Raw genomic sequence first — 18,464 nt, forward strand, 5'->3', positions numbered from 1 at the left:
AAATTATAATCTAAAATTTAATTAGCTATGTTAAGAAACTTTTGTGTATTTACTTTTTTGATTTTATCATTTTCTTTATATGCTCAAGTAGGGATAGGTACAACGAGTCCAGATCCGTCATCTCTTTTGGATATAAATTCTACCGAGGGAGGTTTATTGGTGCCTAGAATGACAACAACTCAGCGATTGGATATTGACAATCCTGCTCAAGGATTATTGGTTTTTGATGTCATAGAGAATACTTTTTATTTTTTTGATGATGCAAATTGGGTCAGTCTCAATACCAATGCTAATAATCCCAATGATTATACAGGATGGGGAGTGTATAATGATACACAATTAACATCTGCTTCTCCAGGGATAGTGCCATCAACGGGAATTTACTATTTGCCAAATAATGCCCAAAGCAAAATTGAAACACAAAAGCCCATTGATATAGATACATTTTATGATGAAACGACCCAACAAATTACAGGTAGAAATGGCGATGGTCTAAATGTAGTTATTGAATTTAAAATGAGACCGCGAACTAACAATGATACTAGAGTAACATTGGGTATTGATATTGGCGGCACTGTAGGTGAGATATTTACTAGGGATTTTGTGCTTACCAGAGGTCTTGGTCAAGAGCATTATTATCTTAGTTCATTTAATGCATATACACTTAATACGTGGGAAGCAAATGGAGGGAGGGTACTTATTAGAACAACTCACTCGGTAGAAGTCTATGATATAAGGTACCTCTTAACAAGAACTCACAAAGCAAGATAATTGGTTACATATACCAAATGTTTTAAGGCAGTATATGTTTTATATTTCTTTTTAAATAAAAAAAATCCTCTTCAGTTTTATACCTAAGAGGATGTTTTTTTGCGTTTGAATTATTCTTCACTTTTTATTCGAGTTTCATTTTTATCTGTAGAACTTTTGACAATGGCATTTTTATTTTTGCGCACATATTTCAATGCTTCGTCAAAAGAGATCATTTTGTTGTCTAAATAAAAGGTTGGACCATGACGATTCATCACTTTTATGTGACTCACAATGTTGTCTGCAGTTGGTGGCGGGATAGTTGACTTTTCGTCTTTTGAGACTTTTGGGGGGCTAGAACTTGTAGGCTGATTGATTTTGTCAACAATAGTAATTATACCAGTACTTCCATTTACTTCAATTCTTAATTCCTGGTTTTCTTGTAATAATTGTCCTGCTTGAGATAGTGAAATCAATTTATCATTATAGTAATAACGTACATAAGGTTCTTTTATATCTGTTTTTTTTTCCGAAAGTCCATTAAATTGACTTTCCTTATTGAGAGGTTCACTAAGATTTTCAGATTTTCTATCATTGAAAAAATAATCGGTTGCAGCTTGATTATCACTCTTTGGCCCTTTTTGTTCAGTTGCTTTTGGAGCAGGCGGTGGTGGAGGTGGTGGCGGGATATTAGATTTTTCTCCTTTTAAGACTTTTGGTGCTTTAGGAGCAGGTGGTGGCGGGGGAATATTAGTTTTTTCTCCTTTCAAAACTTTTGGAGCAGGTGTTGGTGGTGGTGGAATATCACTGCTTAATTTATTACTTTTTTTATCTCCCACATACACATCTTTTTTTCCTTCAGCGTTCCATTCAACTATTTGGAAGTTGGAAATTTTTGTTGTTTGAACAAACGCAATCGATTCGTCAATAGTTGCGCGGTTGTCATTCACATAATAGGTAGTGGCCTCTCCATTTACATTTTTAAGCCCTTGGATGATTTCTTCTTTTGAAAGATTTTTAGTTTGATATTCTGTGACTAATGGATACCCATTTCCAGCTGCTAAATGTTCTGGTTTGCATTTAAAATGAGGCCAAAAAATACTCATGCCGCCCATCGCTTTTGAATAGCGGGTTTCTTTGAACTCTTTGTCCAGTTTGTTCAAAAATTCCTCATTCGCATTTTTAAAAGTAGTGCGAGGTTGTGTTTGTTTAAAATCTTTTTCTGTCCAATCGTTGGTTGCTTTATCAACGTCATTTGCAAAAGTTTCTAAACCTGAGAGGTTGCCATTAACTATAACGGTGTTGAAGTCAACTGATAGTCTAAAGATTTTAATGGTATTGGCATCAAGATATATTGGCTCATCTTGAAATGTCGTCACTGGGCTATCGGTATCAAAACCTCTGGTAGTTAAATTTATTTCCGGATTGTTTTTGAGCAACTCAATGGCTTTGTCGCTTGAAATTTCAGCACCGTTGTAAAAGAATTTTCCTTTTTTAGCGACTGCTATAACGTGATCCATTGTTTCTGCCGAGTCAAAACTTACTGGAGAGGGAGGTGTTGGGGGAGTCGAGAGAAAATCTGTTTTACTCTTTGCTTGTTGGTGCAGTTTTGTTTTTCTGTATTCCTCATTTACTTGCGTTTTAAAATCCTCAGTTGCATAATTAATTTGAATACTTAATCTGTAGAGTTGAAAATCTTTTTTGGTCCAATTTTCAGTCACATTGTCAATGGCTTTTGCAAAACCATTAATGGTAGTCTTTACTTCATTGACAGTGATTAGGTTTTTGTCAATTGTTACTTTCAGAGAGGGTTTTTCTTCGGAAACAGTAAATTCATTTAACCTTTCAGCGTCCCAATTATCATAGGCTTGTTGAGATTCAATATTTTTTGAAATTTTTTCCACTTCTTTAATTGAACTAAAACTATAAACTAATGCTGCCAATAATGGCAATAATAACAAACTGCGTAGCAGCGTTCCTTTTTTTGATGCTGTTGTTTTCATAACTGTAAGTCGTTTTTTGACCTGGCCAAAGGTGTTTGATGAAAACAGCGTGGACAGGCGATTTGATGAATGAATAATAGAATTTGCCAAGACTGGCGTGCTGGCGTTTGATGAGAACGCTAGTAAAAGATTTGAATACTCGTAAGCATCTGCGCCGGTATTTAAAACGGCACGGTCTGCTAAAAATTCGTGATTGAGCTTGATGCTTCGCTTGTACAACCAAATAATAGGATTGAACCAAAATACCACTTGCAGAATTTCAATCAAAAGTACGTCAATACTGTGCTTTTGAACGGCATGCGCTTCTTCGTGCAATAATACTTCCTGCGGAATGTTACCGTTTTGATAATCGGTTTTATTTAAAAATACGTAGTTGAAAAATGTATGGGGAATGGTCGCCATTTGTAATAAAACGCGATACACCGAAACGGATTTCTCTTTAGGGTTTTGCTGAATTTTTTTAACCATTTGGAATAAATTTCTGAAGAAAATACTTCCGAAGATGAGTACTCCTATTCCATAAATGCTCCAAAAAATTATTGGTGTGTAATTGACGGCTGGTAAAACAACTTGATTGGTTTCGGTCATTACAATTTCCGAAGTTATTGGGAAATTTGTAAAAACTACTGGGGCTGCTTCAACGTAGGTGGTAAATACAATGGATGGAATTATTGCTGCCGCGATTAAGCTTCCCAAAAGGTAAAAACGTTTAAAGGTGTGTACGGCTTGTTGCTCTAAAACGAGTTTATAGAACATATAAAATAGTGCGAGGCAAGCGGCCGATTTTAAGATATATGCTTCCATGCTATTTGGTTTTAATTTGGTCGTTGATGATTTCCTTTAACGCTTCGAGTTCTTTTTTTGACAAATTGGTTTCTTCGGTAAAGAAAGAGGCAAATTGTGTGGCACTGTTGTTAAAGAAATTTTTAATGAGACCGTTTACGTGCTTTGAAAAGTAATCTCTTTTTGCCACTAACGGAAAGTATTCTCTCGAGCGGCCATATTGAATATAGTCCACAAAATCTTTATCCTGCATGCGCTTTAGCAATGTTGCAACGGTTGTAGTTGCTGGCTTTGGGTCTGGATAGGCTTCGATGATGTCTTTCATAAAAGCGCGTTCCTTTTTCCAGAGGATTTGCATTAGAGTTTCTTCGGCATTTGTTAAGCTCATGTTCTACAAGTTTAGATTGTACTCTACAAACATAGAGTTTAATTTTTAATTCTACAAATGTAGAGTTAAAAATATTAAAATTTTATTGAACACTATTTAATATGGGATTGTAATGATTGCTATTCTTGAGGGTGTATTTGCTAAATGAATTTTTTTGCTGATTTCTATTTTCGTTTTTTCATTGTAATCTTAGTTGTTTTTCTACTTTTACGGTTTAATACAAACAAAATCGCTTCGAGGTTTAAAATTTTCGTTTTGCGTACTTTATATATGAATTCAGACATTGAAAGAGAAGTTAAAAGAAGAGCAGAAGACAAATGCGAATTATGCGGGCACGCAGAACCGGAGAATTTAAAAGTTTTTGAAGTGCCTAAAACGCCAGAGTATGTTGAGGGCGCAGATACTGCGATTTATGTTTGTACAACTTGCGAATCACAATTTGAGAGTGAAGAACGAGATGTGAACCACTGGCGTTGTTTGAATGATAGTATGTGGAATCCTGCCGCGCCTGTGCAAGTGATGGCGTGGCGTATGTTGCACCGTTTAAAAAAGGAAGGCTGGCCTCAGGATTTATTGGACATGATATATATGGAAGAGCAGCAACTGGAATGGGCTGCTGCTGAAGGTGATGCGGAGGATAAAAGCAATTCGCTTGTGCATCGTGATGCGAACGGTGTTGTTTTACAAGCTGGGGATAGTGTTGTGCTCATTAAAGACTTAAAAGTAAAGGGGTCTAGCATGGTTGCAAAACAAGGAACAGCGGTGCGAAGAATTTCGTTGGACCACGAAAATGACACTTATATTGAAGGTAAAGTGGATGGACAGCAAATTGTAATTATTACGGAGTACGTAAAGAAAATGTAATTTATTTAAAAAAGCCTAGTTTGTCTATGAACGCTTTCCATCTTGGGTCTTTATGTAAATACCCAAAATCTGGTTCGCTAAGAATTTCATTCAATCCTACATCATGTACTTTATAGGCGTAGTCAAGCCATTTAAATGCTAAATTAGGTTCTTCTCTTATGGCATAAACTGTTGCTATTTGATAGGGCATTTCATTTTTGTATTCGTCTATTAATATATTTAAATAGGTGTTTGAAACTTTAGGTTTATTCATTTTATAATAAATAGCGGCTAAGCTGGCCGCTCTCCATCCCGGGTCTTTTTCTGTTTCTAGTGCCACCAAAGATTCTTCAAGTTTATTAGCTCTTCTCAATACCGTACTTAAATAGAAGTGACTCGCCCAATTATTATCATCTATTTTAATAGATTCCCTGAGCGCTTTTTCGGCATCTTCTAGTCGATTGGCAGAGTTGTAGGCAATACCTAATCCATAATATACATGAGAGTTAATAGGGTCAAGTTTTGTGGCGTATTCATAGAGCACAATTGCTTTTTCTGTATTTCCTAAGGACGTTTCTAATATTCCGGCATAATCTAAAACCTGTGCATTTGAAGGAGCTAGTTTTAAGGCTCGGTCTATTAGAGCTTCTGCCTTACTAAAATCCCATTGATAGGATAGTGAGATGTCTGCTTTTAGAGCTATTGCGAGTGCATTGTCTGGTTCCTTTTTAAGTATTTTTTCTACAATTTCTAAGGCTCTCTCGTTACCAATGTCGAATGCCATGTAACCAGAATTTGATTTTGTTTGATAAAGTTTGGCTAGTAAAAACTGAGCGGGGATGTAGGTGCTGTCTAATGCGATGGCTCTGTTTAATAAAATTTCAGTATTATTAAATTGTACATCTTTATTATTGTTATATAACTCATTAGCTTGTAAATAAAGTTCGTATGCCTCATTACTTGTCCGTCTACTTTTTAAGCTGTCTTCTAAAATTTCTAATTGCAAAGCCTCTACGACCGCTTTTCCTACTTCGTTTTGAATGGTAAAAATATCGTTATCGGTATGGTCAAAATTTTTGGACCAAATATGTTTGTCATTGACAGCGTCAATAAGTTGTGCGGTAATCCTGAGTTGGTCTTTGTTTTTTCGTACACTGCCCTCTAGAATGTAGTTTACACCTAATTTCTTGGCAATATCTACTATTGATAAATCTGAATTTTTAAATGAGAAAGATGAAGTTCTAGAGGTTACTTTAAGCTGTTTGATTTTAGAAAGTAAATTGAGTAATTCTTCACTAAGCCCATTTGCGAAATAGGCTTGGTCATTGTCTTGAGAAAAATCTGAAAAAGGTAAAACAGCAATTGCCTGGTCTTGCTGTGGAGGCTTATAGGTAGCTATAATTTCTTCCTTTATTCTGTCTGACATTGAAAACCTATCTACCACCAAAATAACCACTGCTATCAATAAAAAAAAGATGGTGATTTTATTGAGCTGCTGTCCAGTTTTCTTTGAAAGAGATTTTTCCCGTACTACATTTTTGGTTTTTCTTATGCCTTCGGGTGTGATTTCATAATACCATGAAATGACAATCCAAATAGGAAAAAAAACCAAAAGAGAAATCAATAACGTTTGACCCAGCCATAGTGGAGCATTTAAAATACCTCCTATCAAGGCAACTACCTGCAACAAAACCCAAGAAATCACCAGATAGGAAATCACCGCTTTTATGACATTGCGCCGTTTGAGCTCTTCATAAAGAATGTAAAGCTTTTTCATTTATTTGTTAGTTGAATCTCAAAGATAGCTGATTTTCAACAAAGTGACTGTAAGCGTTTGAGCAGGAAATAACTGACAAAGATTCTTTACTTCTGAAATGTGCCATGGATGAAACATTCCCGAAGATCAATAATCTCAAAAGCCTTAAACGGAAGTATGTTTAAGGCTTTTGAGATTTTAAAAAGTATTATGACTAGTCAAAATAACTTGCATCAAGTGCGTATCTAAATGTTCCATTTTGGCACTGTAATATATCAGAATATGTATTTGAATCAACATAATACAATTTGAATCTAAACTCAAAAGTACCTTCTATGATCCTCTCGTTTGTGTTAAAATTAGTAATTGTAATTCTTCCATCTTCTTCCTCATACGCTTGTGTGGATGGGGTACTACTATCATTATAGATGATGTTTACGTTCGAAACGGCATTCCCTCCAGATGTTGGGTCGCTCTTAAGAGCATACGTGCCTGGACTCCATTGACTTTCTGGTATAAAAAGATTTATCTCTTTTGTATTCTCAAGATTAGTATTTGTATACGCGGAATTTCCTTGAATTGCTAAGAAATTTTCGTTTGAAGAAGAAAAGGTTACTACTCTTGTAGCATCTGTTATTCCATACAAAAATGGTTTCATATCATTAAATTGTTCCCCAGCAATATTTGCGGTCATTAATGCGAAAGAAGCAGTTCCGCTGTCAGGTCCATTTGTTACTGGGCCCACAAAGGCACTTGTTCCATCTAAACAAACACGATTTAAGTAAAAATCATATGCTGCATTAAAATTTAAACTACTAATAGTAATCATGTTTTCGGTGGTGATTTCAACATCTCCAGTTCCAAGTGTAAAACCTTCAAGGCCATATTCTATCGTATATGAAGATTCAGAAGTTGTATCTGCGTCCCAAGCTAATTTTACTTGCGAGGCATTGTTATATTCAACAATCGATAGATTTGTAGGCTCCGAACATGAAGACTCTGAAATTGCCTCATCATCGCTTCCGCAGCTAGAAATCAAAATTGTAGTTATTAAAAGTAGGGTAAATGGTAATTTTGTAAGCTTCATTTTATATGATTTTAGTTAAATTTGCCGCAAAATACTATTCTAATCTTGATTATAGTTAATTAATCCTAACTAAATATCGTTTTCAATCTTTTGAAATGTGCCATGGATGAAACATTTCCGAAGATTGAAAATTAATAATCAAAAAAAGCCTTAAACGGAAGTATGTTTAAGGCTTTTGAATAATGTTAAAATTAAATGTTATTTACTCATTTCAGCAAAATAATGAAAAAACTGCGGTATGGTTTCAATTCCTTTTAAGTAGTTCCAAATTCCAAAATGTTCGTTGGGCGAATGTATTGCATCGCTATCCAGACCAAAGCCCATTAAAATTGTTTTACTTTTTAATTCTTTTTCAAAAAGCGCAACGATGGGAATGCTTCCGCCACTTCTTTGCGGGATTGGAGTTTTTCCAAAGGTGTTTTCATACGCTTTGCTTGCCGCTCTGTAACCAAGACTGTCAATTGGTGTAACATACGCTTGGCCGCCGTGATGCGGTTTTACTTTTACTTTAACACCTTTTGGCGCAATGTTTTCAAAGTGGTTTTTAAAGAGTTCGGTTGTTTTTTTCCAGTCCTGATCTGGGACTAGTCGCATAGAGATTTTTGCAAAGGCCTGGCTCGCAATGACTGTTTTTGCACCTTCGCCTATGTAACCGCCCCATATTCCGTTGACGTCAAGCGTTGGGCGAATGCTGTTGCGTTCGTTTGTAGTATATCCTTTCTCACCATATACATCCTCAATGTTAAGCGCTTTGCAATAGTTTTCTTTACTGAAAGGCGCCTCCGCCATTTTAGATCGTTCTTCGGTTGAAAGTTCTTCCACATCATCATAAAATCCTAGAATGGTAATATGATTGTTTTCATCGTGTAAAGAAGCAATCATCTTCGTCAAAACGTTGATAGGGTTGGCAACTGCGCCACCGTAAAGTCCGCTGTGCAAATCTCTATTAGGTCCAGTTACTTCCACTTCAACATAGCTCAATCCACGAAGTCCCGTTGTAATGCTCGGGATGTCATTTGCAATCATTCCTGTGTCGCTGATAAGGATAACATCGTTTGCAAGCTTTTCACGGTTTCGTTCTAAAAACCACCCTAGACTTTCACTCCCAACTTCTTCTTCCCCTTCAATCATGAATTTTACATTACAAGGAAGTTGATTGGTTGCCGTCATATATTCCATCGCTTTCACATGCATGTACATTTGGCCTTTATCATCACAGCTTCCTCTAGCAAAGATGGCGCCTTCTGGATGAAGTTGGGTTTTTTTAATGACTGGCTCAAATGGTGGGCTGTCCCATAAATTTATAGGATCTGGTGGTTGTACGTCGTAGTGGCCGTAAACCAATATCGTGGGTAAATTTTCATCAATAATTTTCTCGCCATAAACAATAGGGTAGCCTGGTGTTTTACAGATTTCAACATGGTCGCAACCAGCTTTTTCTAGACTTTTTTTAATGACTTCGGAAGTTTTAACTACGTCATCTTTATAAGCTGGGTCTGCTGAAATTGAAGGGATTTTTAGCAGTTCTATCAATTCATTTAAGAATCTGTCTTTATGTTCTGAAATATATTCTTTTGCGCTTTTCATAGTTTCGTTTTAGTTTGCCCAATTTAACAAAAAAGAAGTAATTTAGAGGAAGCTAATGATGTAATTTATGAATAACAACGCGATAAAATTGCCATTTCTCTTTTCCGAAGAACTACTACTTAAAGATTTAAAATTTTGTAAAAACACTCGATTTATCAACCATTATAGTGCTGAAGATTATGAGGGGAGTTGGAATTCAATTTCGTTGCGATCCAGTGATGGACTTGCTCAAAATATAAAAGCGTTTGACCCGTTTAGTGATAGCTGGATTGATACACCATTAGTAAAAGAGTGTCGTTATTTTAAAGAAATAATTGACACGTTTGAATGTGAGAAGTATGCTGTACGATTATTAAATCTTGCTCCAGGAAGTCATGTTAAGGAACACACGGACCATCAGTTGGGTTATAGTGACGGAATATTTAGAATACATATTCCCATAATGACACCATAATGACAAATGATAAGGTTCAATTTATTATTGGAGATGAAAAAGTGCCTATGAGAGTGGGTGAGTGTTGGTATGGAGATTTTAATGTGCCCCATAGCGTATGTAATTTTGGGGAAATGGAACGAATTCATTTGACAATAGATTGTCAAAGAAACAAGTGGAGTGATAGTCTTTTCCGAGAGTCGGGTTATGATTTTTATATTGAAAATATGGTAATTGAATATAATGATAAAACCAAGCGAAGCATGATTGAAATGTTACGACAAATGAATAATGAGGCTTCGGAATTGTTAATAAAACAGCTTGAAAAAGAACTAGGAATTTAAAGGTTCAAAACAATGTTTAAAAAGAGTTTTTTTGTTTGTTCAGATTAGTAGGATTATTTATATTTGCAATCCTTTAAGCGGATGTGGTGGAACTGGTAGACATGCTAGACTTAGGATCTAGTGCTTCACGGCGTGCAGGTTCGATTCCTGTCATCCGCACTTAAAATAAAAAAGCTGACTTTTGAGAGTCAGCTTTTTTTGTTTTGAGCCCAATTCAAGCTAAAATTATGGAATAAAAAACCCGCATTTAAAGAGCGGGTTTTATATCTTTTGAGAAAGTACTATTGTTTTTCAAAATACTCAACTAAGGTAATAAGGTCTTTTTCCTCATTTATATCTAGTTTGATTTTTTTGGCATATTTTTCCATTAAATTTTCTTTTTGCCCGAAAACTTTAAATTTATTGTTTCTGGATTTTGGTAACTCATAAAACTTTTTTCTTTTAGTTACTATGAAATATGTTGACTCATCTGTAAACTTAGCGGGTACATCACGAGTTAGGGATGTTGATGCCTTGATGGGATATCGTACGTCCTTATAGTGTTTTTTGTATAAATCAACTTGTGTCCCTGTATATAAAACTTCTAGATAATCTCCTTGAATAAAACTCCCATTGAATGGTGTTAATTCAAAAGTTTTATCATTTATTTTGATAATGAGATTTGGAATCTTTTCGAGATTACTGATTTCAGAATTAGGGGTAAAAAGTGTTTCTTTCACTTCAAATTGTTTTGAAACAACATTAAATCTTAATGGAATATCTTTACCTTTCAATGTGTCATTTTGATAAACAGAACCTAATACAAATTCATAATTTTCATAGGGAGATCCTACATAACTATTTATATCATCAAAATTTACAATTCCAGCTTTTGCGTCATTTGCTAGTTTCATCTTTTGTAAAGACATATCGGTTAGGCCTTGTCCAAAAGAATTTATAGTCCCAAAAATGATATAAATAATAAAATTTCTTAAAGTAAAATGCATGTATTAATATTGATGTTTTCTTTAAAGTTTTTCGTAATGTCTTACGGCTCTCAAAAGATCTTTCTCAACATTTAAATCTAAGCGGTTATCTTTTACAAATGACTTCATCATTTTTTCTTTATCCCCAAAAACTTTCAGTTTTCTATTTCTTGAATTTGGAAATTGATAAAATTTACCTGTTTTTGTAACTAAATAATATACTGGCTCATCACTAAATTTTGCAGGAACATCCCTTGTAATACTTGACGTTGCCTTTTTTGCTTCGTCAAAATCTTTGATATGTTTTTTATAAAGATCAACTTGGTTTCCTTCATGTAAAACTTCAAAATAACCTCCTTCTTCAATTCCTCCTTGATAGGGAACAAATACAAAAATTTGTGAAACTATTTTAACAAAAATGTCAGGAGACTTTGTTAATACTTTAGCGTCATCGTCAGAAGTGTTTAAACCTTCCTTTATTTCCATTTCATCAGCAATTGCATTATAGCGTATCGCTATGTTTTCGGCAAGAAGTTTTCCATCTTTATAAATGTTCCCAGGTAAGTAGGATTCATTGTTGTAGGGAGTTCCAGTATAAGAGTCTTTATCTTCAAAATTAATATCTTTATTCTGCCTTTTTATATATTCGTCAAGTATAAAAAGATCGCTTGTGAATTTTTTTCCGTCAAATTGAGCTTTTACTGTAGGAGCCATCATTACTAAAATAACGAGACTTAAAATTATTTTTTTCATTTTGTTTTTGTTTTTTCTTATTTTTCTTCAAATACTTTGCCAAAAAAAAATATGTTGAAAATTACATAAGAGTATTGGCATATTTTATCGCTTTTGCAAAGTCTTCATCATTCCTTATATTTAAATTTTCTTCTTTGATGTAACTTTTTATTTGTTCGGTATTATTAGAAAAAATTTTTCTCCTTTTTGATTTTGAGTTAGCAACCTCTTCCAAAGTTCCCTCATTCTTAGAGATATAGAGTTTTTCCTTTTCTTTAAAAGTATCAGGGACATCTCTAGAATAAGAATTAAAAGATTTTGTTCCTTCAAAAAACTCCTTTGTAACTTTGTTATATAGTGTAAGATTTTTGCCTTCCTCTAGTACAATAAAATATCCGTCCTTAGTGTCTGTATCTGGAGAGGGTAAATAAACAAAAGTCTTATTTCCAATAATTATAGAAAATTTTTTGTCTTTAGTCACAACATTAGCGACAGTGGAGGTGCTATTCAAGTTCTCAAGAAGCTCCATTTGCTCGTCATTCACATTGTAACGAAGACCCACATTTGCAGCAACTATTTGATTGTCCATTAAAATAGAACCGCGCTGAAATTCCTCATTGAGATAAATTGAGCCTCTCGTGTTTTTATAGCCTTTAAACACAGGAGTTGTTTGTGATGAAATATAACTTTTTTCAACTTGAACGTTATCCATATTTTGAGCAAATGCTCCTAATGTAAATAGTAAAAATACTGGGATGGTGATAAATAAATTTTTCATTAATTTTTTTTTAAGTTTTGATAGCTTCCAAAAATACGCCTTGCATGCGCCTAGAAGTGTTAATTAATTGTTATTATTTTGGTATAAATGAATGTCTCTCTGTGGAAATGGTATAGAAATTCCAGCTGCTTCTAATCGTTTTTTACCTTCTTCTAAAGTATACCAACGAGCATTCCAGAAATTTTCGTTCGTTGCCCAATAACGGAGTGAAAGATTTACAGAGCTATCTGCCAGTTCGGCCATAACTATCATAGGCATTTTGCCTTCTTCTTTCATGATTATTTCCTGCTCATTTGCAAGTTCTAGCAAAATGTTCTTTGCCGTTTCTACACTACTATCATAAGATATGCCAAAAATAATATTTTCTCTTCTAATTCCTTCGGTTGTGAAGTTTATGATGGTTTCGTTTGAAAGTTTTCCATTTGGTAAAATGGCTTCCTGATTTCCGAAGGTCAACAATTTTGTATTAAAGATTGAAATTTCTTTAACCGTTCCTTCAACACTCTGTGCCTTAATAAAATCGCCAACTTTAAAGGGTCTCAATAATAAAATTAAAACACCACCGGCAAAATTAGATAATGACCCTTGAAGCGCCAAACCTATTGCAAGACCCGCAGCACCTATTATAGCTATAAGTGAAGCAGATTCCACACCAAGCTGGGTAATGACTAAAACAAATAGAACAATTTTAAGACTCCAGTTAATAAGGCTGGCAATAAATTTTTCTAAAGTTGTATCATAATCTTTCCGTTTGAAGAATTTGGCAACGAGTTTCTTGATGATTCCAATGACCCATAACCCTATAAATAACATTAATAGCGCTAGGACTAAATCTGGTAAAAAGTCAATTAATTTTTGACCATATTTTTCTATATAATAATCTACGTCGTTAAACTTTTCCATTTCTTTTTTATAATTTAATTTGGTTTATTGATTTTTCGATTTCTGTTTCGGGTAATTTGCACGCATTGTCAACGCATACATATATTATGGTTTTTCCACTTATATATCGTTCTTTGATTAGTGGTGAGTCACCGTTTGTTTGGCTTCCTGCTATTAGCGTATTTGGCAGATAGAAAGTATTGATGGCTTTTGCTTTTGCCTTCGCATTTTCCCCAACCACTACAACTTCATAAAAGCTATATTTATAGTTCATTAACAAATCCAACCAATTTGAAAAACCAGCAGGATATTTTTCTATTTCAGGCGTTACATTTGCGAGCATCTGTTTTGCAACTGCTGCAAATTTAGCATTATCTGTATAACGAGCGAGTTTGAATAAATTTATTGCGTGTATTGAATTTGACGCCGGAATCACATTGTCACGGTATTCAAAGCTTCGGGTAACCAGAGCGGCATCTTCATCACTCGTAAAATAGAATAGATGATTTTCAGTATCAAAAAAGTGCTCAAATGTATATTCGGCTAATTGGTTTGCGGTTTGTAGCCATTGGTCATCAATGGTTGCTTCGTACAGAGCAATATAAGCGTCAATTACAGTAGCATAATCTTCAAGATATCCATTGATGTTACTTTTTCCATTTTTGTGATTTCGGAATAAAGCATTGTTTTCTTGCAACAAATTATCTTTTATAAAAGTTGCATTCTTCAACGCAATATTTAAATATTCCTCATTTCCGAAGACCTTATATGCATCCACATATCCCTTTAACATTAATCCATTCCAAGAGGTCAAAATCTTGTCGTCCAAGCGAGGCTTGTCTCTTTTGTTTCTGAAATCTAACAAGATCTCTTTCCACTTGGTCTTTTTAGAATTGAGTGTTTCCAAAGAAATATCAAAACTTTTTAAAATCTCAGCATCACTCTTATCTCGTATTAAAACATAATGATTGTTCTCCCAGATTCCGTAATTATTAATATTATAGTACTCCTTAAACAGATTGAAGTCATCACCAATTTGAGCTTTCAAATGCTCTTTACTATAAATATAATATGCACCTTCTTCCAGGTTTCCATTTTCATCAATACTATCTGCATCTAATGAAGAATAAAAGCCTCCGCTTTTGTCTGTGAGTTCCTCGCTAACAAAGGATAAAATTCCCTCAACAACCTCTTTGTATAGCGGGTTCTTTGTCGCGGCATAGGCCTCACTGTATAAGCTTGCTAATTGCCCATTGTCATAAAGCATTTTTTCAAAATGTGGGATGTGCCATTTTGTATCCACGCTATATCTTGAAAATCCACCTCCCACTTGGTCATAAATACCGCCATAGGCCATTTTTTCAAGCGTAGTATTAACATATGACAGCAATTCTTCATCCTTTTCTTGCTTGGCATAACGTAACAAAAATGAATAGTTGCTCGGCATCATAAATTTTGGCGCTCGGTTTGGACCTCCAAATTCTAAGTCAAACTGTGTACCCCATTTTTTTACAATCTCATTTGTATTGAAGGAAGTATAATCAATTTTGTCAGTATTAAAAGTGACCAAATCCATGCTTTTAATCCCTTCTTCAAGTTTGTTGGCATTCTCAATTAATTTTTCTGGATGTTGCTCATATATCTCTTGTATTCTTTCAAGGGCATTTATCCAATCTTTTTGTCTAAAATAGGTGCCGCCCCAAACAGGTCGCCCATCTGGTAGTGCGACTACGTTTAATGGCCAACCTGCACTTCCCGTCATGAGTTGAACTGCGTTGATGTAAATTTGGTCAACATCCGGTCTTTCTTCTCTATCTACTTTAATGTTTATATAATGTTTGTTCATTACATTAGCAACCGTAGTGTCTTCAAAACTCTCTCTTTCCATGACGTGACACCAATGACAAGCGGCGTAGCCAATACTTATAATTATAAGTTTGTTTTCTTCTTTTGCCAATGCAAGTGTTTCATCATTCCAAGCACGCCAATCCACAGGATTATGAGCGTGTTGTAACAAATACGGGCTGGTCTCATCTATGAGCATGTTTGTAAATTGATGTGTTTCCACAATGTCTTTTTTAGAGGAATTGCATGATGCGAATGCAAAGAAGGAAAGAAATACAATGATTATTGTACGCATACTATTCTACTATTCAGAAAATAAAAACACGCTTTCGAAAATTATTTCAAAAGCGTATTCTATAGGAGTTATAGACAGCGTCTATTTAACTTCAAAAGTAATTTTTACATTTACTCTAAACTCAGTAACGTCAGCGCCATCAACAACAGCAGTCTGCTCGTTAATATATACTGAACGAATATTTTTAACACTTTTTGCAGCATGTTTTACTGCATTTCTTGTTGCATCTTCCCAACTTTCGTTTGAATTTGCTAATACTTCGATAACCTTTAAAATTGCCATAATTTTTACTTTAAATAATTAAAAATAAATCTATTGGCAAATTACAATTTTAATAACGCTTATTTCTGAAATTTGAGTTAAAAGAAGCTTACGCTTAAAATCTCAAATTACAAAATAACAATTCATTAATAACTATAAAGCTGAAAATTCAAAAATTCAAAAAGAAAATTTCAAGAGGTCTAAAAGGTCTTTAACCGTTAATTGCTTCAACTGTAGTAACGCGTCCCTGTAACATTTCTTGCATCATCGTTTGGATTCCGTTTTTCAAAGTAATTGTTGAAGATGGACAACCGCTGCAAGCACCTTGTAAAATAACTTTAACCGTTTTACTTTCGGGATTGTACGAGTCAAACGCAATGTGACCACCGTCGCTGGCCACTGCGGGTTTTATGTACTCGTCTAGGATAGAAATAATTTCCTTTTCGGTTTCTGAATGGTCATAATTTTTTGCACTATTGTTTGTGGGAAGTGGCGCTAATTTTGAATCATTTTTTTCTTCGGAAATTTTAATTTCATTGTCACGTTTCCGAAGAAAATCATCTGTAAATATATTTTTCCCATCTTCAATAAACTCGCGAATAAAAGAACGAAGCTCATTCGAAATTTCAATCCATTCAACACTGTTGTATTTTATAATAGATACGTAATTTGAACTGATAAAAACCTCCTTGACAAACGGAAAGGTAAATAACGCTTTTGCTAATGGTGCGTCTACAGCGTCGTCAATATTTTTAAATTCAAAGGTACCATCAGCCAGCGGTTTGTTGGCAACAAATTTCATGGCGCTCGGGTTAGGAGTGCTCTCCGCATAGACCGTTACCGGTACTTTTTTTGAAGTTTCTGCTTCGCTAATAACTTGAGCGCCGCTGTTTAGGTATTCGGTAATCGAAGCCGCTACTTCATCTTTTACACTATCCCAAGCTACAATATTATATTTTTCAATGGCAATAAAATTTTGTGAAATATACACTGTTTTTACAAACGGAAGGTGGAATAATTGCTGCGCTAATGGGCTTGGTTTTGCCTCTTCGATATTGCCGAATTCAAAACTTCTTGCTTGCGTTAAAAACGAATTTGCAACAAATTTTACAATATTTTCGTTATTAGTGGGTTGTACTGTTATATTAAATTGAGGCATGGAGCATTTTTTTTTGCAAAAATAACAAAGAAAATCAATGTATTCAATATATTTGACACCCATTAAACCTGCTTTATGATTAAACACATACTCTTCATTTCCCTTTTTTTCACATCATTTCTGGGGTTGTCGCAAATCACTGTTGATGAAACATTGACTACGCAGGAGCTTGTGGAGGATATTTTAATAAATAGTCCTTGTGCAGATGTTTCTAATTTTATTCAAAGCACGGGTTCAGATTTTGGAGATGTAAATGGTATTGCCGCTTTTAATGGAAATGGTTCAACATTTCCCTTTACAAATGGGGTTGTTTTATCTACTGGAGCTGCTTCAAGTGCTCCAGGGCCTAATACAGACTTGAATAGTGAGGGAAACAGTGGTATTTGGCCAGGTGATGGAGATTTAGAAACAAATACTACTGCTACTAATACAAACAATGCTTCATTTATTCAATTTGATTTTGTTCCTCAAATAGACCAAATCAGTTTTAACTTTATTTTTGTTTCAGAAGAATACAATGAAAACTTTGAATGTACATTTTCTGATGCTTTTGCATTTATTTTAACTGATCAGATAACCGGTGCGGTACAGAATTTAGCTGTTCTTCCTGGAACCGCTATTCCCATTGAAGTTACAAATGTACACCCTGAGGTTAGCCCCACTGGTACTACGATTTGTAATGCTATTAATGAACAATATTTTGAGCAGTATAATTTTGTAACTTCAAACCCTAATGTTCCAAATGTAGATGAAAATCTTGCGCCAATAGATTTCAATGGACAAACTATATCGCTTGTTGCTCAGGGTAATGTTGTTGTTGGAAATACATATACCATTAAGTTGGTTATTGCAGATGAACAAGACGATCAATATGACGCTGCTGTTTTTCTTGAGGGAGGATCTTTTAATATAGGTATAGATTTAGGTGATGATTTAACAATTGCTAATGATAATGCTGGATGTGAAGGTGGTTCTACAACTGTGGGCTTAGTTTCAGGTGGGACAGGTTCAAGTACATATCAATGGTATAGATTTAATCCAATAACAATGGTTTATGATATTATACCGGGCGCGACAGACTCAACTTTAGTTGTAACTCAGTCAGGAACGTATAGATTAGAAGTTTTTGTTTCTGGAGGTTGTTCTGAGACTGACGAAATTTTTGTTGAATTTGCACCTCCTCCTATTTTAAATACTCCTTCGTTGTATGATATTTGCGATGACCTTCCTAATGACGGTTTTGCAACTTTTGATTTAACCACTAAAGACCTTGAAATAACTGGCCCTGGTGGTGAGCCTGTTTCTTACTATACTTCGTTCGCAGGTGCTCAAGCAGGATTTTTTCCTATCCCTACACCAACGGCTTTTGTAAATACTGTATTGGGTTTCCAAATTATTTATGCAAGAGTTGACAATCCAAGTGCAACAAATTGCTTCAGTATTGTCCCTCTCGAGCTCCAGGTCAACGACAGTCCTTCTATCACGTCTCCTATCTCTGATTATTTTTTGTGCGACTTGGATGGCGACGGTCTCGAGACCTTCGATTTGACGAGCAAGGAGGGCGAGATACTGA

Annotated in this window: 17 protein-coding genes and 1 tRNA gene; 6 read left to right on the forward strand and 12 right to left on the reverse strand. The window is 34.8% G+C overall.

Annotated elements, in window-relative coordinates:
* Positions 1-27 precede the first annotated feature (27 nt).
* Positions 28-771: a hypothetical protein gene (locus ACSHW7_RS05065; protein WP_435678226.1), complete on the forward strand. Its 744-nt coding sequence runs from the start codon at positions 28-30 to the stop codon at positions 769-771.
* A 110-nt stretch (positions 772-881) separates the two neighbouring features.
* Here the strand turns inward: ACSHW7_RS05065 and ACSHW7_RS05070 are convergent, their stop codons facing one another.
* Positions 882-3,557: a M56 family metallopeptidase gene (locus ACSHW7_RS05070; RefSeq protein ID WP_435678227.1), complete on the reverse strand. Its 2,676-nt coding sequence runs from the start codon at positions 3,555-3,557 to the stop codon at positions 882-884.
* Position 3,558: 1 nt separating this feature from the next.
* Positions 3,559-3,924 (reverse strand): BlaI/MecI/CopY family transcriptional regulator, encoded by a 366-nt coding sequence (locus ACSHW7_RS05075; RefSeq protein WP_435678228.1) that lies wholly within the window; start codon positions 3,922-3,924, stop codon positions 3,559-3,561.
* A 270-nt stretch (positions 3,925-4,194) separates the two neighbouring features.
* On the opposite strand from ACSHW7_RS05075, the gene ACSHW7_RS05080 reads away from it, so the two are divergent.
* Positions 4,195-4,788 (forward strand): PhnA domain-containing protein, encoded by a 594-nt coding sequence (locus tag ACSHW7_RS05080; protein ID WP_435678229.1) that lies wholly within the window; start codon positions 4,195-4,197, stop codon positions 4,786-4,788.
* A gap of 1 nt (position 4,789) precedes the next feature.
* Here ACSHW7_RS05080 and ACSHW7_RS05085 read toward each other — a convergent pair whose 3' ends face one another.
* The 3 genes from ACSHW7_RS05085 to ACSHW7_RS05095 form a co-directional block, all read right to left on the reverse strand.
* Positions 4,790-6,544 carry a tetratricopeptide repeat protein gene (locus tag ACSHW7_RS05085; RefSeq protein WP_435678230.1) on the reverse strand — a complete coding sequence of 585 codons (1,755 nt, stop codon included), beginning with the start codon at positions 6,542-6,544 and terminating at the stop codon, positions 4,790-4,792.
* 193 nt (positions 6,545-6,737) lie between these two features.
* Complete coding sequence (locus ACSHW7_RS05090; protein ID WP_435678231.1) at positions 6,738-7,610, reverse strand: DUF6252 family protein; 873 nt, start codon at positions 7,608-7,610, stop codon at positions 6,738-6,740.
* Positions 7,611-7,808: 198 nt separating this feature from the next.
* Positions 7,809-9,197 (reverse strand): dipeptidase, encoded by a 1,389-nt coding sequence (locus ACSHW7_RS05095; protein WP_435678232.1) that lies wholly within the window; start codon positions 9,195-9,197, stop codon positions 7,809-7,811.
* 67 nt (positions 9,198-9,264) lie between these two features.
* Between ACSHW7_RS05095 and ACSHW7_RS05100 the strand changes: the two genes are divergently transcribed.
* The 3 genes from ACSHW7_RS05100 to ACSHW7_RS05110 all read left to right on the forward strand — a co-directional run bounded on the left by ACSHW7_RS05100 (position 9,265) and on the right by ACSHW7_RS05110 (position 10,133).
* Positions 9,265-9,651, forward strand: coding sequence for an aspartyl/asparaginyl beta-hydroxylase domain-containing protein (locus ACSHW7_RS05100; RefSeq protein WP_435678233.1), 387 nt, complete (start codon positions 9,265-9,267; stop codon positions 9,649-9,651).
* A complete protein-coding gene (locus tag ACSHW7_RS05105) occupies positions 9,651-9,974 on the forward strand; it encodes an aspartyl/asparaginyl beta-hydroxylase domain-containing protein (protein ID WP_435678234.1) in 324 nt (107 codons plus the stop codon). Before ACSHW7_RS05100 ends, ACSHW7_RS05105 begins: the two co-directional genes overlap by 1 nt.
* A gap of 77 nt (positions 9,975-10,051) precedes the next feature.
* Positions 10,052-10,133, forward strand: a tRNA-Leu gene (locus ACSHW7_RS05110).
* Positions 10,134-10,255: 122 nt separating this feature from the next.
* Here the strand turns inward: ACSHW7_RS05110 and ACSHW7_RS05115 are convergent.
* The 7 genes from ACSHW7_RS05115 to ACSHW7_RS05145 form a co-directional block, all read right to left on the reverse strand.
* On the reverse strand, positions 10,256-10,960 hold the full coding sequence (locus ACSHW7_RS05115; protein WP_435678235.1) for a hypothetical protein: 705 nt from the start codon (positions 10,958-10,960) through the stop codon (positions 10,256-10,258).
* Between the two features lie 21 nt (positions 10,961-10,981).
* Positions 10,982-11,692 (reverse strand): hypothetical protein, encoded by a 711-nt coding sequence (locus ACSHW7_RS05120; protein WP_435678236.1) that lies wholly within the window; start codon positions 11,690-11,692, stop codon positions 10,982-10,984.
* A gap of 61 nt (positions 11,693-11,753) precedes the next feature.
* Positions 11,754-12,449, reverse strand: a complete 696-nt coding sequence (locus ACSHW7_RS05125; RefSeq protein ID WP_435678237.1) for a hypothetical protein — start codon at positions 12,447-12,449, stop codon at positions 11,754-11,756.
* A 63-nt stretch (positions 12,450-12,512) separates the two neighbouring features.
* The gene (locus ACSHW7_RS05130) at positions 12,513-13,352 is read right to left on the reverse strand and encodes a mechanosensitive ion channel family protein (RefSeq protein WP_435678238.1); all 840 of its coding nucleotides are present in this window, start codon (positions 13,350-13,352) and stop codon (positions 12,513-12,515) included.
* Between the two features lie 7 nt (positions 13,353-13,359).
* Positions 13,360-15,399 (reverse strand): thioredoxin domain-containing protein, encoded by a 2,040-nt coding sequence (locus ACSHW7_RS05135; protein ID WP_435678239.1) that lies wholly within the window; start codon positions 15,397-15,399, stop codon positions 13,360-13,362.
* 153 nt (positions 15,400-15,552) lie between these two features.
* Complete coding sequence (locus ACSHW7_RS05140) at positions 15,553-15,753, reverse strand: dodecin family protein (RefSeq protein WP_435678240.1); 201 nt, start codon at positions 15,751-15,753, stop codon at positions 15,553-15,555.
* Between the two features lie 190 nt (positions 15,754-15,943).
* Positions 15,944-16,891, reverse strand: a complete 948-nt coding sequence (locus ACSHW7_RS05145; RefSeq protein WP_435678241.1) for a NifU family protein — start codon at positions 16,889-16,891, stop codon at positions 15,944-15,946.
* 75 nt (positions 16,892-16,966) lie between these two features.
* Between ACSHW7_RS05145 and ACSHW7_RS05150 the strand changes: the two genes are divergently transcribed.
* A partial coding sequence (locus ACSHW7_RS05150; protein WP_435678242.1) for a choice-of-anchor L domain-containing protein occupies positions 16,967-18,464 on the forward strand: 1,498 nt, incomplete at its 3' end.

The sequence above is a fragment of the Patiriisocius sp. genome, from assembly GCF_051252435.1.
GTDB lineage: Bacteria > Bacteroidota > Bacteroidia > Flavobacteriales > Flavobacteriaceae > Patiriisocius.

Bases quoted from the DNA above. Each gene is read 5' to 3' on its own strand.
- ACSHW7_RS05090 (WP_435678231.1), bottom strand. From the start codon at position 7,610: ATGAAGCTTACAAAATTACCATTTACCCTACTTTTAATAACTACAATT.
- ACSHW7_RS05095 (WP_435678232.1), bottom strand. From the start codon at position 9,197: ATGAAAAGCGCAAAAGAATATATTTCAGAACATAAAGACAGATTCTTA.
- ACSHW7_RS05080 (WP_435678229.1), top strand. From the start codon at position 4,195: ATGAATTCAGACATTGAAAGAGAAGTTAAAAGAAGAGCAGAAGACAAA.
- ACSHW7_RS05115 (WP_435678235.1), bottom strand. From the start codon at position 10,960: ATGCATTTTACTTTAAGAAATTTTATTATTTATATCATTTTTGGGACT.
- ACSHW7_RS05140 (WP_435678240.1), bottom strand. From the start codon at position 15,753: ATGGCAATTTTAAAGGTTATCGAAGTATTAGCAAATTCAAACGAAAGT.
- ACSHW7_RS05120 (WP_435678236.1), bottom strand. From the start codon at position 11,692: ATGAAAAAAATAATTTTAAGTCTCGTTATTTTAGTAATGATGGCTCCT.
- ACSHW7_RS05070 (WP_435678227.1), bottom strand. From the start codon at position 3,557: ATGGAAGCATATATCTTAAAATCGGCCGCTTGCCTCGCACTATTTTAT.
- ACSHW7_RS05125 (WP_435678237.1), bottom strand. From the start codon at position 12,449: ATGAAAAATTTATTTATCACCATCCCAGTATTTTTACTATTTACATTA.
- ACSHW7_RS05065 (WP_435678226.1), top strand. From the start codon at position 28: ATGTTAAGAAACTTTTGTGTATTTACTTTTTTGATTTTATCATTTTCT.
- ACSHW7_RS05105 (WP_435678234.1), top strand. From the start codon at position 9,651: ATGACAAATGATAAGGTTCAATTTATTATTGGAGATGAAAAAGTGCCT.
- ACSHW7_RS05145 (WP_435678241.1), bottom strand. From the start codon at position 16,891: ATGCCTCAATTTAATATAACAGTACAACCCACTAATAACGAAAATATT.
- ACSHW7_RS05085 (WP_435678230.1), bottom strand. From the start codon at position 6,544: ATGAAAAAGCTTTACATTCTTTATGAAGAGCTCAAACGGCGCAATGTC.
- ACSHW7_RS05130 (WP_435678238.1), bottom strand. From the start codon at position 13,352: ATGGAAAAGTTTAACGACGTAGATTATTATATAGAAAAATATGGTCAA.
- ACSHW7_RS05075 (WP_435678228.1), bottom strand. From the start codon at position 3,924: ATGAGCTTAACAAATGCCGAAGAAACTCTAATGCAAATCCTCTGGAAA.
- ACSHW7_RS05100 (WP_435678233.1), top strand. From the start codon at position 9,265: ATGAATAACAACGCGATAAAATTGCCATTTCTCTTTTCCGAAGAACTA.